This is a genomic window from Rhodococcus sp. NyZ502, assembly GCF_041464245.1.
Lineage (GTDB): Bacteria > Actinomycetota > Actinomycetes > Mycobacteriales > Mycobacteriaceae > Rhodococcus_F > Rhodococcus_F qingshengii.
Genome location: NZ_CP167155.1, coordinates 4,835,256 through 4,850,651 on the forward strand (window position 1 = coordinate 4,835,256; position 15,396 = coordinate 4,850,651).

Annotated in this window: 16 protein-coding genes; 9 read left to right on the forward strand and 7 right to left on the reverse strand. The window is 62.5% G+C overall.

The window, feature by feature from the left end:
- Nucleotides 1-69 precede the first annotated feature (69 nt).
- The 7 genes from ACBG85_RS22185 to fadD11 are packed head-to-tail and all read left to right on the forward strand — an operon-like array spanning nt 70 to nt 8,339.
- The gene (locus tag ACBG85_RS22185) at nt 70-1,626 is read left to right on the forward strand and encodes an NAD(P)/FAD-dependent oxidoreductase (protein WP_256082627.1); all 1,557 of its coding nucleotides are present in this window, start codon (nt 70-72) and stop codon (nt 1,624-1,626) included.
- The gene (locus ACBG85_RS22190; protein WP_256082628.1) at nt 1,626-2,558 is read left to right on the forward strand and encodes a metal-dependent hydrolase; all 933 of its coding nucleotides are present in this window, start codon (nt 1,626-1,628) and stop codon (nt 2,556-2,558) included. Before ACBG85_RS22185 ends, ACBG85_RS22190 begins: the two co-directional genes overlap by 1 nt.
- Entirely contained in the window at nt 2,555-3,646 is a 1,092-nt protein-coding gene (locus tag ACBG85_RS22195) for a PDR/VanB family oxidoreductase (RefSeq protein ID WP_007733536.1), read from the forward strand. The genes ACBG85_RS22190 and ACBG85_RS22195 overlap by 4 nt, the downstream gene beginning before the upstream one ends.
- Nucleotides 3,643-4,143, forward strand: coding sequence for an SRPBCC family protein (locus ACBG85_RS22200; protein ID WP_050654734.1), 501 nt, complete (start codon nt 3,643-3,645; stop codon nt 4,141-4,143). The genes ACBG85_RS22195 and ACBG85_RS22200 overlap by 4 nt, the downstream gene beginning before the upstream one ends.
- Nucleotides 4,140-5,573 carry an aldehyde dehydrogenase family protein gene (locus ACBG85_RS22205; RefSeq protein ID WP_047270965.1) on the forward strand — a complete coding sequence of 478 codons (1,434 nt, stop codon included), beginning with the start codon at nt 4,140-4,142 and terminating at the stop codon, nt 5,571-5,573. The genes ACBG85_RS22200 and ACBG85_RS22205 overlap by 4 nt, the downstream gene beginning before the upstream one ends.
- Nucleotides 5,574-5,577: 4 nt before the next feature.
- The gene (locus ACBG85_RS22210) at nt 5,578-6,540 is read left to right on the forward strand and encodes an SDR family oxidoreductase (RefSeq protein ID WP_064073968.1); all 963 of its coding nucleotides are present in this window, start codon (nt 5,578-5,580) and stop codon (nt 6,538-6,540) included.
- Complete coding sequence (fadD11, locus tag ACBG85_RS22215; RefSeq protein ID WP_058226131.1) at nt 6,537-8,339, forward strand: fatty acid--CoA ligase FadD11; 1,803 nt, start codon at nt 6,537-6,539, stop codon at nt 8,337-8,339. Before ACBG85_RS22210 ends, fadD11 begins: the two co-directional genes overlap by 4 nt.
- Here the strand turns inward: fadD11 and ACBG85_RS22220 are convergent.
- The 5 genes from ACBG85_RS22220 to ACBG85_RS22240 all read right to left on the reverse strand — a co-directional run bounded on the left by ACBG85_RS22220 (nt 8,315) and on the right by ACBG85_RS22240 (nt 12,137).
- Entirely contained in the window at nt 8,315-9,400 is a 1,086-nt protein-coding gene (locus ACBG85_RS22220) for a sulfate/molybdate ABC transporter ATP-binding protein (RefSeq protein WP_372024878.1), read from the reverse strand. The two genes, fadD11 and ACBG85_RS22220, sit on opposite strands and share 25 nt — an antisense overlap.
- Nucleotides 9,397-10,206, reverse strand: a complete 810-nt coding sequence (locus ACBG85_RS22225; protein ID WP_007733547.1) for an ABC transporter permease — start codon at nt 10,204-10,206, stop codon at nt 9,397-9,399. Before ACBG85_RS22225 ends, ACBG85_RS22220 begins: the two co-directional genes overlap by 4 nt.
- Complete coding sequence (gene modA, locus ACBG85_RS22230) at nt 10,203-11,012, reverse strand: molybdate ABC transporter substrate-binding protein (RefSeq protein ID WP_042451258.1); 810 nt, start codon at nt 11,010-11,012, stop codon at nt 10,203-10,205. Before modA ends, ACBG85_RS22225 begins: the two co-directional genes overlap by 4 nt.
- A 25-nt stretch (nt 11,013-11,037) precedes the next feature.
- Nucleotides 11,038-11,433, reverse strand: a complete 396-nt coding sequence (locus tag ACBG85_RS22235) for a molybdopterin-binding protein (protein ID WP_003940157.1) — start codon at nt 11,431-11,433, stop codon at nt 11,038-11,040.
- Between the two features lie 125 nt (nt 11,434-11,558).
- Nucleotides 11,559-12,137: a carboxymuconolactone decarboxylase family protein gene (locus tag ACBG85_RS22240; RefSeq protein ID WP_007733549.1), complete on the reverse strand. Its 579-nt coding sequence runs from the start codon at nt 12,135-12,137 to the stop codon at nt 11,559-11,561.
- A gap of 135 nt (nt 12,138-12,272) precedes the next feature.
- Between ACBG85_RS22240 and ACBG85_RS22245 the strand changes: the two genes are divergently transcribed.
- The gene (locus ACBG85_RS22245; protein ID WP_003939670.1) at nt 12,273-13,463 is read left to right on the forward strand and encodes a pyridoxal phosphate-dependent aminotransferase; all 1,191 of its coding nucleotides are present in this window, start codon (nt 12,273-12,275) and stop codon (nt 13,461-13,463) included.
- Nucleotides 13,460-14,470: an AraC family transcriptional regulator gene (locus ACBG85_RS22250; protein WP_003940556.1), complete on the forward strand. Its 1,011-nt coding sequence runs from the start codon at nt 13,460-13,462 to the stop codon at nt 14,468-14,470. Before ACBG85_RS22245 ends, ACBG85_RS22250 begins: the two co-directional genes overlap by 4 nt.
- On the opposite strand, the gene ACBG85_RS22255 is transcribed toward ACBG85_RS22250, so the two are convergent.
- Nucleotides 14,467-14,892, reverse strand: a complete 426-nt coding sequence (locus ACBG85_RS22255; protein ID WP_003940409.1) for a VOC family protein — start codon at nt 14,890-14,892, stop codon at nt 14,467-14,469. The two genes, ACBG85_RS22250 and ACBG85_RS22255, sit on opposite strands and share 4 nt — an antisense overlap.
- Nucleotides 14,893-14,949: 57 nt before the next feature.
- A complete protein-coding gene (locus tag ACBG85_RS22260) occupies nt 14,950-15,390 on the reverse strand; it encodes an Lrp/AsnC family transcriptional regulator (protein WP_020970517.1) in 441 nt (146 codons plus the stop codon).
- Nucleotides 15,391-15,396 lie beyond the last annotated feature (6 nt).

The window sequence follows — 15,396 nt, forward strand, 5'->3', positions numbered from 1 at the left end:
GTTGACATCACTTGATGTCAGACTTACTCTTCGTTCAGTTGTTCACGCACCAATCAGGAGGCGTCACACATGGTCGACATCGACCCAACCTCGGGGCCATCTGCCGGTGACGAGGAAACTCGAACTCGCCGAACACGAGTCGTCGTCATCGGAGCCGGTTTCGGCGGCATCGGAACGGCTGTCCGCTTGAAGCAGTCCGGGATCGACGACTTCGTCGTTCTGGAACGTGCCGCGGAGCCCGGGGGGACCTGGCAGGTCAATACCTACCCCGGTGCACAGTGCGACATCCCGTCGATTCTGTACTCGTTCTCGTTTGCGCCCAATCCGAACTGGACGCGGCTGTATCCGCTACAGCCCGAGATCTACGACTATCTCCGGGATTGCGTCCATCGCTTCGGACTGGCCGGTCATTTCCACTGCAACCAGGACGTGACAGAAGCTTCGTGGGACGAGCAAGCCCAGATCTGGCGGGTACACACTGCGGAAACCGTGTGGGAGGCACAGTTCCTGGTCGCGGCCACCGGCCCGTTCAGTGCCCCCGCCACACCCGACCTTCCCGGGCTCGAATCGTTTCGTGGTCAGATGTTCCACACCGCGGACTGGAACCACGACCACGACCTTCGCGGTGAGCGGATAGCCGTGGTCGGCACCGGCGCCTCTGCGGTGCAGATCATCCCCAGACTGCAACCGCTCGCGGACACGTTGACCGTGTTCCAGCGGACACCGACGTGGATCCTGCCGCACCCGGATCAGCCGATGACCGGCTGGCCGAGCGATCTCTTCGAGCGGGTGCCGCTCACCCAACGACTGGCACGCAAGGGACTTGACCTGCTCCAAGAAGCCCTGGTACCCGGATTCGTGTACAAGCCGTCACTGCTCAAAGGGCTGGCCGCACTCGGCCGAGCACACCTTCGCCGGCAGGTGCGGGACCCGGAGCTTCGCGCAAAGCTGCTCCCCCACTACGCATTCGGATGCAAGCGTCCGACGTTCTCGAACACCTACTATCCCGCGCTGGCGTCACCCAATGTGGAGGTGGTGACGGACGGAATCGTCGAGGTGCAGGAGCGCGGAGTCCTCACCGCGGACGGCGCCTTCCGGGAAGTCGACACCATAGTCATGGGAACCGGCTTTCGTATGGGAGACAACCCGTCGTTCGACATCATCCGGGGCAAGGACGGCCGCAGCCTCGCGCAGACGTGGAACGGCAGTGCCGAGGCCTTCCTCGGCACCACCATCAGCGGGTTTCCGAACTTCTTCATGATCCTCGGCCCCAATTCCGTGGTCTACACCTCGCAGGTCGTCACGATCGAAGCGCAGGTCGAGTACATCGTGAGCTGCATTCTTCAAATGGACGAGCGCGGCATCGGCAGTATCGACGTCCGGGCAGACGTGCAGAGAGAGTTCGTGCGCGCGACCGACCGCCGACTCGCCACCAGCGTATGGAACGCCGGCGGGTGCAGTAGTTACTACCTCGTCGACGGCGGCCGCAATTACACCTTCTATCCCGGATTCAACCGATCCTTCCGCACCAGGACCAAACGAGCCGACCTCGCTCACTACGCGCAAGTACAACCCGTCTCGTCCGAATCACTCACCACTGCCCGAGAAACCGTGAGGAGCCGATAATGCTCGGCATCAACGCCTTCCGAGGCACACCCGTCGTCGCACCGTCCGGCGCGCGCCGCTACACCGACGAAGCACATGCGATCGCCGCCCGTGACGTCGAATTCGACTGGGACGGCGTACCACTGCATTACGTGCCGAACGAACCGCTGGTCACCCACGTCATCAACTTCATGCATCTCGTGTTGCCCGAGGGAGAGCGGGCCATGTCCGCAACGCTCGCCGAAGCGCTCCCGCTCATCGAGGACCCCCGCCTGCACGAAGAGGTGGTGGGATTCGTCGGCCAGGAAGCAACACACGCGTCGTCGCACAAAGGTGCACGCGAGCATCTTGCGGACCTCGGCATGGACATGAAACCGATGTCACGCCGGATGGACTGGCTCGTGGACAAGATATTGGGCGACAAAGGATTGACCGGAAAAGCCAAGCACGCCTGGCTCTGTGAACGTCTCGGCTTGTTTGCCGCGATGGAGCACTACACGGCGGTGGTCGGGGAATGGCTGCTCACCGATCCCGCCCTCGAAGATGCCGGCATGCACCCGACGATGCTCGACATGGTCAAGTGGCACGGCGCCGAGGAAGTCGAGCACCGCAACGTGGCCTTCGACGCCTACATGTACGTGGACGGTAGCTACGCCCGCCGCGTTCGCACGGCGCTACTCGCCAGCTTCACGTTGTTCGTGTTGTTCATCGCCTCGATGAACTACCTCTTCCGGCAGGACCCGTCGAAGGCGAAGGGCCGCCTGTGGCCTCTGCAACTGATCAGCGCCACTCGCCGCGGCCTGGTCCCGAACATGAAATTCCTGATCACCGAGATTCCTCCGTATCTGCGGCCGAGCTTCCATCCGTCCCAGATCGGGGACATGGACGTAGCCATGCGCTACCTCGCTCGCTCACCTGCCGCCAATCGTTCTTCCGAAAAGAGTGAAGGATGAACAAGACGACTGCCGACCGTCCTCACGACGCACAAGACTTCACACCGACCCGGTCGTTGAGGATTGCCGCACAGGCGACGAGCGCATACCGTCGAATCTTTGCGTCAAGTCCTGCAGCGCAGATACTTTCGCGTCCCAACCCGGTCCGCTACAGCGGATTCGACATGACGCTGGACGTGAAGTCCGTCCGGTTCGAGTGCGCAGACGTCCTGAGTGTCACCTTGACCCCGAGGGAAGGAATCACCCTGCCGTCGTGGATTCCCGGCGCTCACCTAGACGTCATTCTCCCCTCGGGAAGGCAACGACAGTATTCGTTGTGCGGAGACCCCGACGACTTGACCTCGTATCGGATCGCCGTCCGGCGGATCGACGAAGGCGGGGGCGGCTCCCGCGAGATACACGAGTCGCTGAAACCCGGAATGGTTGTCGACGTACGAGGGCCGCGGAATGCATTTCCTTTTGTCACTGCTCCGTCGTACCTCTTTGTTGCGGGCGGAATCGGGATCACTCCGATACTTCCCATGGTGCAACGCTGTCACCGCCGCGGAGTCCCGTGGCGATTGGACTATCTCGGACGAACTCGGGCAGCTATGCCATTCCTGAACGAGATCGAGGAGTATTCCAGCGGCCGGGTAACCATCCGACCCGACGACGAGCTGGGTCCGACGGATATCGGAACACTCGTCGCTGCTGCGGATCCAGGTGCCGCGGTGTACACGTGCGGACCGGTTCCGCTGATGAACACGGTGCGTGCGGCAACTTTCGCCGCCAACCCGACCGGATCGGTGCACAGCGAGAGGTTCTCCCCACTCCCGGTAGTCGACGGCAAGGAGTTCACGGTGCATCTGGCGCGCACCGGACTCACCGTCGATGTGGGCGAGTCCGAAAGTGCATTGGCTGCAATACGACGCGTACTTCCCGGAGTAGCGTATTCATGCCAACAGGGCTTCTGCGGTACATGCAAGGTCCGGGTGCTCTCCGGGACCGTTGAGCATCGAGACACCCTCCTCACCGAATCCGAACGTACTGGTTCGATGTTGACCTGTCGATCACGTTCCACCGGTGGGTCTTTGGTGGTGGACCTGTGAAGGGAAAATTCTCTCTTTCTGCGGCCGACGCAGCCTTCATCCGCTCCGCTCCGCTGGTGATCACTCACCGGATCGAATCCGAAGCGACATGTGAAAGCTTGTGGCAGACGTTGACCTCGGACGGAGCGCTCACGTCGTGGGCGCACGGGATCACCGGAGCCGACTGGACCTCGGACAGACCATTCGGCATCGGGACTACGCGAACCGTGCGAGCCGGCGCTTTTGCTGCACTGAACGAGCGATTCTTCCGCTGGGACGAGGGGCGCCGGATGTCGTTCTACGTGGAGTCGGCGTCACTTCCGGGGTTCAAACGCTTCGCTGAAGATCTGGTGTTGGAACCGACTTCGACTGGCAGTCGCCTCACCTGGACGTTCGCTGTGCAAGCGCAGCCGTGGTTCGCCCCCATTCTGACTCTGTCCCGACCGATCCTCCAACGCGTCACCCGCGGCTGGGCCGACGGCGCCGTCCACCACACACTTCAAGGAACTCCACGATGACGGCGACCGAGATCGACACGACCACACAGGCGTCCGACGACACAGTGACACAGGCAGTGCGCGACGCCCGTACTGCTTCCGAATGGTGGGCAGAACTGACATTCGAGCAACGCGCTCGTCGACTGGATCGGTGGCGAGGAATCATCGCTCGTCGCGCATCCGAACTCGCCGACGTCGTGCACCGGGACATGGGCAAGCCGCACCCTGACGCGATGCTCGAAATCGCAATGGCACTAGAACATCTCGCGTGGGCGTCGAAGAATGCCCGAAAGGTATTGGGCAGGCGCAGCGTCCGCTCCAGTTTGTTGACGGTCAATCAGGCCGCCTCGGTGGAGTATCGACCTCTCGGGGTGATCGGTGTGATCGGTCCGTGGAACTATCCGGTCTTCACCCCACTCGGTTCGCTCTCGTTCTCGCTGGCTGCAGGCAACGCCGTGGTCTACAAGCCGAGTGAGTTCGCACCGGCAGTCGGGCAATGGTTGGGCCGCGCCTTCGCCGAGGTCGTCCCTGAACATCCTGTGCTGCAGGTCGTCACGGGCGATGGTTCGGTCGGCGCGGCACTGTGCCTGGCCGGTGTCGACAAGATCGGGTTCACCGGATCGACCGCGACGGGCAAGAAAGTCATGGCAGCGTGCGCCGAGACCCTCACACCGGTGTTGATGGAATGTGGTGGTAAGGACGCGCTCATCCTTGATGCCGACGGAAATGTCGGTGCCGCCGCGGATGCTGCGGTGTGGGGAGCATTGTCCAACTCCGGTCAAACCTGTCTGGGCGTCGAGCGTGTATACGTGCACGAACATGTCTACGGCGAGTTTATCGACAAGACAATTACTTTGGCTGCCCGAGTTCATGCGGGTCCGGGTGCCGAAGACAAGATCGGTCCGATCACCATGCCCTCGCAAGTGGCTGTAATCCGGCGCCACATCGACGACGCGATGTCGCGGGGTGGACGTGTCGTTCTCGGAGGGCTCGGCTCGATCTCCGGCCAGTACGTGCAACCGACCATCATGGTCGACGTCCCCGAAGACAGCCTCGCCGTCACGGAGGAAACTTTCGGCCCGACGATGACGATCACCAAGGTCGCCTCGATGGACGAGGCGGTGGAGTTGGTCAATGCGTCGCCATACGCATTGGGAGCAAGCGTGTTCGGCAAGGACGGAGCGGCTGTTGCCGATCGGCTCCGATCCGGAGGAGCGTCGGTGAACTCTTACGTGATGTATGCCGCGGTTCCCAACCTGCCACTGGGTGGGGTCGGAGCATCTGGTTTCGGACGCGTTCACGGCCCAGATGGTCTGAAGGAGTTCACCTACGCTCGTTCGACGACTCGGCAACGATTCCGTTCGCCCCTACCACTGACGACGTTTCGAAGGACCGCCCGAATCGACTGGCTGGTCAAGGTTCTCATCCGCGCACTACACGGAAGGCACTGAAGCAATGACGGGACGCTTGTCCGCAATTGCGGGAACAGTCCGCGATCTGGGCATTCCACTGCCCGGACGCCGACTCGACTACGACGTCGCCGGGAAGGTCGTACTGATCACCGGTGGAGGCGACGGTATCGGTGCAGCGCTGGCGCGCACTCTCCACCGGCGCGGGGCCACCGTGGCACTGGTCGACGTCAACGAGAGTTCATTGGCAACGGCCGAGCGCTCATTCGAGTCACAGCGAGTCGTGACGGTGACGGCCGATGTCCGAGATCGGGACGGCATGACCGCAGCCGTGCAAACGATCATCGAGCAGCTGGGCAGAATCGACGTCGTAGTGGCCAACGCCGGAATCACCCCTCCCCCGGCAACATTGCGCCAGATCGATCCCGACGCCTTCGATCGTGTGCTCGACGTCAATCTCACCGGCGTCTTCAACACCGTGCATCCGACCATCGACGAGGTGATCCGCAACAGTGGGCACATCGTCGTCGTGTCATCGGCGGCGTCGTTCGCCCCCGGTTTGGGCGGCGCTTCGTACATGATCAGCAAGGCTGGGGTCGAAGCGCTCGGCCGGGCGCTGCGTCTCGAGGTTGCCGGCTACGGCGCTACTGCCGGCATCGCGTACTTCGGGATGGTGGATACACAACTTGCACGCGCAACACTCGACGACGACGAGATCGGGCGCAAACTCGACGCTCGACTACCTGGTCCCCTCCGTCATCGAATCTCCCCGGACCGTGCCGCCACCGTGATCGCCGACGCGATCGCGCGCCGCGCCGCCCGGACCCTTGCCCCCGCTGCCTGGGAACCCTGGGCGTGGGGACGCGGATTCATCAATGTCCTTGCCGACGGTTACCTGGCAAAAGACAAACAGGCACACGACCTGATCCGCGAACTCGAAGACAGAACCACCGCTGCGGCCCCGACGAATGCATCAGCCCTGCCAAAGGCATCCAGGAGAACATCATGACTACGTTGTGTGCAGCCTTCCAGCGAGTGTCGGCGGTAGCGCCCGACGCGGTGGCTTTGCGAGACATCGGCGATGCGCGAACACTGACGTGGCGCGCGTACGGCGAACAGGTTCGCGATGTTGCCGCGGGATTGGCCGGAATCGGCGTGGGACATGGCGATACGGTTGCATTGATGATGAGTAACCGCATCGAGTTCTACCCGATCGACGTCGGCGCCCAACACCTCGGCGCGACGTCCTTCTCCATCTACAACACGTCGGCACCCGAAGCCATCCAGTACATCCTCGCCAATTCCGGTGCGCGAGTGCTCGTCTGCGAGGCCCAGTACGTGGATACCGTTCGCCGATCCGGTGCCACACTCGACACGATCGTGGTCGTCGACGCGCAACCGTCTGCCCAGCAGTCCGGCACCCTGACGCTGGAACAGATGAAGTCCTCTGCTGCCGCCGATTTCGATTTCGAGAGCACCTGGCGTGCGGTGAAACCGAACGACGTCGCCACGTTGATCTACACCTCCGGCACGACCGGCAACCCCAAGGGCGTCGAGACGACTCATGCCTGTCTGTTGTTCGAAACCACCGCCGTCAGTGCTGTACTCCCCGTCGAGTTCGGTGACCGCATCACCTCGTACATGCCGTCGGCGCACATCGCCGATCGGCTCACCTGCCTGTACATGCAAATGGTGTTCGGCACCCAGATCACTGTCGTGCCGGATCCGAGCCAGGTAGCGGCTGCGCTTCCGGACTGTCGCCCCACGATCTGGGGCAGTGTCCCCCGTGTGTGGGAAAAGCTGAAGGTTGCAGTCGAATCGGCCGTCGCCAACGAACCGGACGACGCGCGGCGAGCGGCATTGCAGTGGGCACTCGACGTCGGTCGCACTCGGCTCGCACACTTGCGAGCCGGTGAAACAGTCCCCGCCGAACTGGAAGCGGACTACGCCCGAGCCGATGCAATGGTCCTCTCCGCTCTGCGTGCGAAACTCGGTTTTGCCGAACTGAAGTGGGCCATCTCTGGCGCTGCACCGATTCCGCCGGACACCTTGGCATTCTTTGCAGCCCTGGGAGTTCCGATCTCGGAGATCTGGGGAATGTCCGAGCTGACATGCATTGCGAGCACCGCACCGGCCGAGCCGACCAAGCTGGGAACGGTCGGAAAGTTGCTTCCAGGCATGGAAATGCGCATCGAGGCGGACGGTGAGCTACTGGTTCGAGGACCGTTGGTCATGAAGGGGTACCGCGGCGAACCGGCAAAAACGGCCGAAGCGATCAGTGCAGACGGTTGGCTTTCGACCGGAGACATCGTCACGGCCGACGCAGACGGATACCTCACGGTGATCGATCGCAAGAAGGAGCTGATCATCAATGCGTCGGGAAAGAACATGTCCCCCGCTGCCATCGAGACCGCAGTGAAGACGTCGTCGTCGTTGATCGGTGAGGTCGTGGCAATCGGAGACGGCCGAAAGTTCAACACAGCGTTGATCACTCTCAGCGCCGACGCCGCGGTCGGAGCGGCACGCTCACTGGGACTTGCGGCCGAGGCCGCGGTACTCGCCAAGGACGCTCGGATCGTCGACATCGTTGCAACTGCTGTCGCCGAGGGAAACTCGCGTCTGTCGAGGGCCGAGCAGATCAAGCGGTTTCACGTACTCACCACGTTCTGGGAGGCAGGCGGCGACGAGCTGACACCGACGATGAAGCTCAGGCGCAAGCCGATAGCCGAGAAGTACGCGTCCGAAATTGCAGCCCTCTATGCGGATTCGGTCGTAGAGGACGTCTACGAGCCTGCGCCCTGCGCATAGATCAGCGTCTCGGTGGCTTTGACCACAAACGTAGCGGCCGATCCCGGAACCAGATCGAGCTCGGCCGCTGCGCTCGCCGTGATGTCGGCAGACAAGCCCGGCTGGCCGGCTTCGTCCTCGGCTCGGACTCGGACGACATCGCCTCGATTTTCGATCTCCGCGATCGTGACCGCAAACGCGTTTCGTGGGCTCCCGTGAGGCGGATCCAGGTAGACCGAGACTGCTCGCGGCTCGAAGACTGCCACGGCGGCACTGCCGGCCGGTAGGTCGGTCTCCGTCTGGCCCGCGATATCCACCCCGACCGGACTTCTGAGCATTCCGTCTCCGGCCATCGTGCCGCTGCGCAAGTTGATCCCTGCGATGCGTGCTGCAAATGCACTACGCGGGCGAGTCAGAACTGTTCGTACGTCACCACGTTCGACGACCCGGCCGCCGTCCAGCACGACAACGGTGTCGGCAAGGGCCAGCGCATCCAGAGCGTCGTGCGTGACGAGCACGGCCGTGCGATCTCCTGTTCGGAGCACTCTACGTAGCAACGACCGCAATGCCGGGGCGGAGGCGACGTCGAGCGCAGACATCGGTTCGTCGAGCAGGAGTACTTCGGGTTCAGCAGCCAATGCCCTCGCCACTGCGACTCGTTGCGCTTGACCGCCGGAGAGCTGTGACGGCTTGCGGTCAGCCAATTCGGCGGCGTCGACTGCGTCGAGCCAGTGGCGCGCGGAATCGGCGGAATCGCGACGCGACCGCCCTGCACTGCGCGGCGCGAACGCCACGTTCGCGGCCGCACTGAGGTGGGGAAAGAGAAGTGCCTCTTGCGCGAGTAGAGCAGTGCCGCGCCGATGCGGCGCCAACGCGACTCCCCTACCGGTATCGGTGAGAACGCGGGAATTCAGTTCGATCAACCCACGCCGCGGGTGATGTAGTCCGGCAACCGCCGCCAGTACCGTCGACTTGCCTGCGCCGTTCGGTCCGAGGACAGCGGTCACCTCACCGGCCGCGACGTCGAACGTCGCAACGACGTCGCGCTCCGGAATCTCGATGTCGACGTGGAGGCCACTCACAACGAACCCGCCGATCCTCGTCCACGCACCGCAACCACGATGACCACCGCGACTACGACCAACACCAGCGAAAGCGCTACCGCTGCATCCGGATCGGTCTCACGCTGGAGATAGATTTCCAACGGCAGGGTACGCGTGACCCCTTGCAGACTTCCCGCGAACGTCAGCGTTGCACCGAACTCCCCCAGTGCGCGAGCGAAAGCCAGCACTGCCCCTGACACCAGACCGGGAAGCACCAGCGGCAAAGTCACCCGGCGAAGCACGGTGGTCGGGCGGGCTCCGAGCGTCGAGGCTACGGCCTCGTATCGTGTGCCCGCAGTGCGTAGCGCACCTTCGAGGCTGACGACGAGGAACGGTAGCGCGACAAACGTCTGCGCCAGGACCACCGCGGTTGTCGAGAATGCTATCTGGATGCCGAGCACTTCCAACTGCTCACCGATCAACCCTTTGCGCCCGAACGTGTACAGCAACGCGATACCGCCCACCACGGGCGGCAGAACCAGCGGGAGCAGAATCAAGGATCGAAGAACGGACAGTCCCCGAAAATGACTGCGCGCCAACACCGCGGCCATCGGTACGCCGAACAGGATGCACAGCAGCGTGCTCATTGCCGCTGTCTTCAAACTCAGTTTCAACGCGGCAACCGACGATTCGGAAGTCACGAGTTCCCAGAACTGCGACCACTGCACGGTGGCCAGCATCGCCGCCAAGGGCGCGATGACAAACGCCCCGCCGATCAGCGCGGGAAGGTAAATCCATACCGGCAACCCGAGCGGGGCTCGGGCTGACGGTCGTAGGCGTGTCACGGAGCAGCGAATCCCGCGTCACCCAGAACTGCCAAGCCCTTGGGGCCCTTCACGAGATCGACGAACTTCGTTGCCGTTTCCGAATTCTTCGAATCCTTCAGCACCGCAATCTGGTACAGGTTGACCACCGTGGTGGCTTCCGGGAACGCGACGGTCTGAACCTTGTCACCAGCGGACTTCGCGTCGGTGACGTAAACGATGCCGGCATCGGCCTGCCCGGACGTCACCTTGTTGAGAACGTCGGTCACCGACGATTCTTCGCTGACGGGCGAGAGGGTCTCGCCTGTGGCCGTCTCGACCTTCTTCGTAGCCGCGCCACAAGGGACCTGCGGAGCGCAGATCACCAGTTGCGTCCCCTCCTTTGCCAGATCGGCGAACGACGCGATGCCCTTCGGATTGCCCGGCGGCACAACAATCGTCAAGGTGTTGCTCGCGAAGTCCGAGGGCGACCCCGCGACGACGCCGGCGTCGGTGGCCTTGGTCATGTTGGCGGCGTCAGCCGAGGCGAACACGTCAGCCGGTGCGCCCTGGGTGATCTGAGCGACGAGGTCCGAGGACCCGGCAAAGCTGAATGTGACCGATGAACCGGGGTTCTCGGACTCGAATTCCTTGCCGAGTTCGGTGAAGCTGTTCTTGAGTGACGCCGCTGCGAAGACGGTGATGCTTCCCGTGGCACTATCACTGGAAGTGGTTGTGGTCGGAGCGGCCGACGACGTCTCCGACGAAGAATTGTCGGAGGAACTACAACCGGTCACCAGGGCAAGCGAAAAGGCACCTGCTGCAACAAGTCCGACTACACGCTTCACGAATTTCCTCCAGTATGTTCAAAAACTACGGCGTTTCCACGATGACCGTGGTGGCCTTCACGATTGCGACTCCGATACTCCCGACCTCGAGTCCGAGCTCCCGAACCGCGTCGGTACTCATCAACGAGACGACAGTGAAGGGCCCACACTGCATTTCGACCTGAGCCATCACCTTGTCGGTGACGACCTTGGTGACGAGGCCGGCGAACCGGTTGCGGGCCGAACTCGCACCCGTGAGCGGATCGGCCGGTGCGGGTCCGGCGTTGGACCGGGCGAAGCCCGCCAACTCGGCACCGTCGATGACCTTGCGGCCGGAGTCGTCCGTCGTCGCGGTGAGAAGCCCACCGTCGACCCACCGCCGGACGGTGTCGTCACTGACACCGAGCAGGCCGGCAGCTTCGCGGATTCGAATGTTGGGCACCAGGTGATCGTAGGTCGCAAGTGCGGACCTAACAAGCCGAAATGCGCCGCAGATGCGTGAACTAGTCAATCATGATCACGTATCTGCGGAGCATTGTCGATAGTTGCCGTAGACGAATCAGCGCATCATTCTTCTGCCCAGGGCACACGGCAGGAGTCGGTGCTGAACCCCTGCTCGGTAATCCCCAACGCCGAATACATCCGGGCGCGCATGTTTTCGAGCCCGATCTGATAGGTCAGTTCCACGACGCCCGCTCGCCCGAACCTGCGCTCGAGATCCGCGACCTGTTCGTCCGTCACCCCGTTCTCCCCATGGGGGTCACCGGTCATGGCGTCGGCGTAGGCGATCGCGGCCCGCTCGTCTTCGCTGTACTTCGATGAATCCCGGTAGTTCGCGATCTCTTTCAACTTGTCGATGTCCAAACCGTCCAAGCGCGAGAGCATCGTCCCGAAGTCGACACACCACGAGCAGCCGACAGTCCAGGCGACGCGATAGACGGCCAGTTCACGAATGTTCGACGGCAGCACCTTCGACGCCTTCTGCACAGCCATTTCGTGGCGGGCAGCCGCTACGAACAATTTCCGATGGTTGGCCAGGACGGCAAAGGGCTCGGGGACTTCGTCGTACTGCCTGGCGGCGAATTTGTATGCCACTTTGATCAACGGACTGGCTTCTGACGGTGTCACTGCGGGAATGCGAGTCATGGCAAGCCTCCGTATGTTCTGGGGCACCGGATTCGATGCTCTCTACAGAGTTGGACGATGGCGGCGATTCAAACGTGACAAGCACCGCGTCCGAGCGGATGTGAGGATGCGGTGTCAGCCGACTAAGCTGCAAAGATGCCTTCGACGCCCCGCAACCGCACCGTCTCGCGTCTGCAGCCGTTCGCATCCACGATCTTCGCCGAGATGACAGCGTTGGCCACACTTCACGACGCGGTCAACCTCGGTCAGGGCTTTCCGGATACCGACGGTCCTGCGGCCATGCTCGAGGTAGCGCGCCGAGCCATCGCCGAGGGCGTCAATCAATACCCGCCCGGTCCGGGCATGCCCGTCTTGCGTCAGGCCATCGCGGAGGATCGGCGCATCCGCTACGGACTCGACAGTGATCCCGACTCCGAAGTTCTGGTCACCGTCGGCGCCACCGAGGCGATCAGTGCTGCGATTCTCGGACTGGTCGAACCCGGCGAAGAAGTAGTGCTGATCGAGCCGTACTACGACTCCTACGCTGCATCCGTCGCGTTGGCAGGCGCTGTACGTCGCACAGTTCCGTTGGTAACCGCGGGAGACGGATTTGCGGTCGATCTCGATGCATTGCGCGGCGCGATCACCGCCAAGACGAAGATGCTGATCGTCAACAGTCCTCACAACCCCACCGGCACCGTATTCACCGATCACGAACTTCGAGCGATCGCCGAACTCGCGTGCGAACGCGACCTGATCGTGTTGAGCGACGAGGTCTACGAGCACTTGGTCTTCGACGGCCTCACCCACACACCGATGGCGTCGCTCCCGGGCATGCGTGAGCGCACCGTCACGGTGTCCAGTGCCGCAAAGACTTTCAATGTCACCGGCTGGAAAACCGGCTGGGCGATCGGCCCGCGCGAACTCATCGACGGAGTCCGTGCCGCCAAGCAGTTCATGTCATTTGTTGCCGGTGCACCGTTCCAACCGGCCGTTGCCTACGCGCTCACCAACGAACAGCCGTGGGTCGTCGAACTTCGACAGAGCTTGCAAGGCAAACGCGACGTGCTCGGTAAAGCTCTGACCGAGGCCGGTTTCACGGTGCATTCCGGTGGCGGCACGTACTTCCTCCTTGCCGACATCAGACCGTTGGGCGAAACCGATGCGGGAGATTTCTGCCGCGCACTGCCCGAGCGGATCGGCGTCGCGGCCGTTCCGGTCGACGTGTTCGCGGACAACCGCGACGATTGGAAGCACCTGGTGCGCTTCGCCTTCTGCAAGCAGGACCACATTCTGTCCGAAGCTGCACGCCGTCTCCACCTGCTCCAAGGAGCAGCGCACCCATGACAGCGCGGACCATCCCGACCGCATTCGTCCACCGCTATCTCGCGTTCTCGCCGGACAACGACGTCGACTTGTCTGGTGCACTGCGCGCTGCCGGGATCGACCTCGAGACACTGTCCGACCCGCGCGCCCGGCTGACCCCGACTCAGGTCACCACGTTCATCCAATCCACCTGGCAGATCACCGACGACGAATTGTTCGGCCTCGGATCCGCCCCGGTCCCCCGTGGCACTTTCCGATTGATCTGCCTGACGTTGATCCATTGCCCTGATCTCGGATCGGCCTTCGCTCGAATGTCCGACGTGATCCGTGCGCTACCGGCTCTGGCCCCACTGTCGATCGAGAAGGGCGAGGAAAGCACTCGGGTGAGTTTCGCTGTCCGAGCTCGCGAAGGCGTCGCCGAACCTGATGTCGCAGAACGTGTCACAACCGATTTCGTCCTGATCTTGCTGCACCGATTTTCCGCATGGTTGATCGGAAAGCGCGTCCGACTTCGGGCGGTCGAGTTTCCGTACTCGGCACCGGATGCACGGTTGGCGCAGGACTACGACTACATCTTCGGAGCGCCGGTCACCTTCGGCGCGAAGCGCGCGGCACTGGAGTTCGACAACTCGGCCATGCGTGCACCGATCATCCAAACCGAGGAGACGTTGGAGGAGTACCTCCGAGAATCTCCGATTCAGCTCATGTCCGAACGTGATTACGACAGCACTGCGTCGGCGCAGGTACGACGGGTCCTGGAACTCGGGGTGAAGGGGCGAACCTCCACGGCCGAGGAGATCGCGGAGATGCTCTCGATCAGCGTTCCCCATCTGCGTCGACTGCTGCGGCGTGACGGAACATCACTCAATCAACTACGCGAGGAAGTGCTCCGCGACGTAGCCATCGCTGGTTTGCGGCGCGGAGAATCCGTCGAAGTACTCTCGGCGCGATTGGGGTTCTCCGAGCCCAGCGCCTTCCGTCGGGCCTTCAAACGATGGACCGGCGACACTCCGAGTTCGTACCGCTAGCTGACGCAGAACTCGTTTCCTTCGGGATCGGTCATCGTGATCCACACGCTCGGCCCCTGCGCTCCTCGGTGCAGGATCGTCGCCCCCACCGTCTCGAGGTGCGCTGCGACATCCTCGCGCTTGTCGCCCACTCGTATGTCGAAATGGAGCCGGTTCTTCACCGTCTTCGATTCCGGAACCAGTTGGAACAGAACGCGGGGACGTTCGGGATGCTCCGGATCGCTGATGGCCGCACCTTCGCGCCAGACGAGGACTCCCTCGAATGTCGTGGTGTCGGATTCCTTGGCGTGACCAGCGGCGACGAGGCCCCTGATGAAGTCTTCGTCGCTGGGCTCCGCTGCCCACCCGAGTGCTGCGGCCCACCACTTCGCTTGTTCGTGCGGATGTGCCGAATCTACTGTGACTTGAAATTCGTATCCCATGTTCCGACGTTAACGCCGACCACCGACACCTAGTGAAGGTTCAGCCGAGCCCGGGCATCAGTCGACACTCTTGATGGTCTTCATGGTGATCAACGATGTCACCCGCGAGACAGCCGGAAGCCCGCTGAGCTTGGTGACCATGAAGTTCTCGTACGTCGCGAGATCTTTCACCGCGACGCGAATGAAGTAGTCGGGAATTCCGAACAATCTCCGACATTCGATCACTTCGTCGAAGGCGGCGACCTGGGATTCGAAGTCCTCGATGGTGGCCTGGTCGTTGACTCCGATCTCGGCGGTGACGATCACTTGAAATCCTCGGCCAAGCGCTTCCTGACTGACGATCGCGCGGTACCCGGTGATGATTCCGTCGGCTTCGAGCTTTTTCACGCGGCGCAGGCAAGGGGACGGTGTCAGACCCACCAGATCCGCCAACTCGGTATTGGTCAAACTCGAGTCCTGGCGTAGGTGAAACAAAATTGCGTCATCCATGGCATCCATCGCACT

Excerpts from the sequence above, each read along its gene's own strand:
- ACBG85_RS22185 (WP_256082627.1), top strand. The coding sequence starts at position 70 with ATGGTCGACATCGACCCAACCTCGGGGCCATCTGCCGGTGACGAGGAA.
- ACBG85_RS22190 (WP_256082628.1), top strand. The coding sequence starts at position 1,626 with ATGCTCGGCATCAACGCCTTCCGAGGCACACCCGTCGTCGCACCGTCC.
- ACBG85_RS22195 (WP_007733536.1), top strand. The coding sequence starts at position 2,555 with ATGAACAAGACGACTGCCGACCGTCCTCACGACGCACAAGACTTCACA.
- ACBG85_RS22205 (WP_047270965.1), top strand. The coding sequence starts at position 4,140 with ATGACGGCGACCGAGATCGACACGACCACACAGGCGTCCGACGACACA.
- ACBG85_RS22210 (WP_064073968.1), top strand. The coding sequence starts at position 5,578 with ATGACGGGACGCTTGTCCGCAATTGCGGGAACAGTCCGCGATCTGGGC.
- fadD11 (WP_058226131.1), top strand. The coding sequence starts at position 6,537 with ATGACTACGTTGTGTGCAGCCTTCCAGCGAGTGTCGGCGGTAGCGCCC.
- ACBG85_RS22240 (WP_007733549.1), bottom strand. The coding sequence starts at position 12,137 with ATGACTCGCATTCCCGCAGTGACACCGTCAGAAGCCAGTCCGTTGATC.
- ACBG85_RS22245 (WP_003939670.1), top strand. The coding sequence starts at position 12,273 with ATGCCTTCGACGCCCCGCAACCGCACCGTCTCGCGTCTGCAGCCGTTC.
- ACBG85_RS22250 (WP_003940556.1), top strand. The coding sequence starts at position 13,460 with ATGACAGCGCGGACCATCCCGACCGCATTCGTCCACCGCTATCTCGCG.
- ACBG85_RS22255 (WP_003940409.1), bottom strand. The coding sequence starts at position 14,892 with ATGGGATACGAATTTCAAGTCACAGTAGATTCGGCACATCCGCACGAA.
- ACBG85_RS22260 (WP_020970517.1), bottom strand. The coding sequence starts at position 15,390 with ATGGATGCCATGGATGACGCAATTTTGTTTCACCTACGCCAGGACTCG.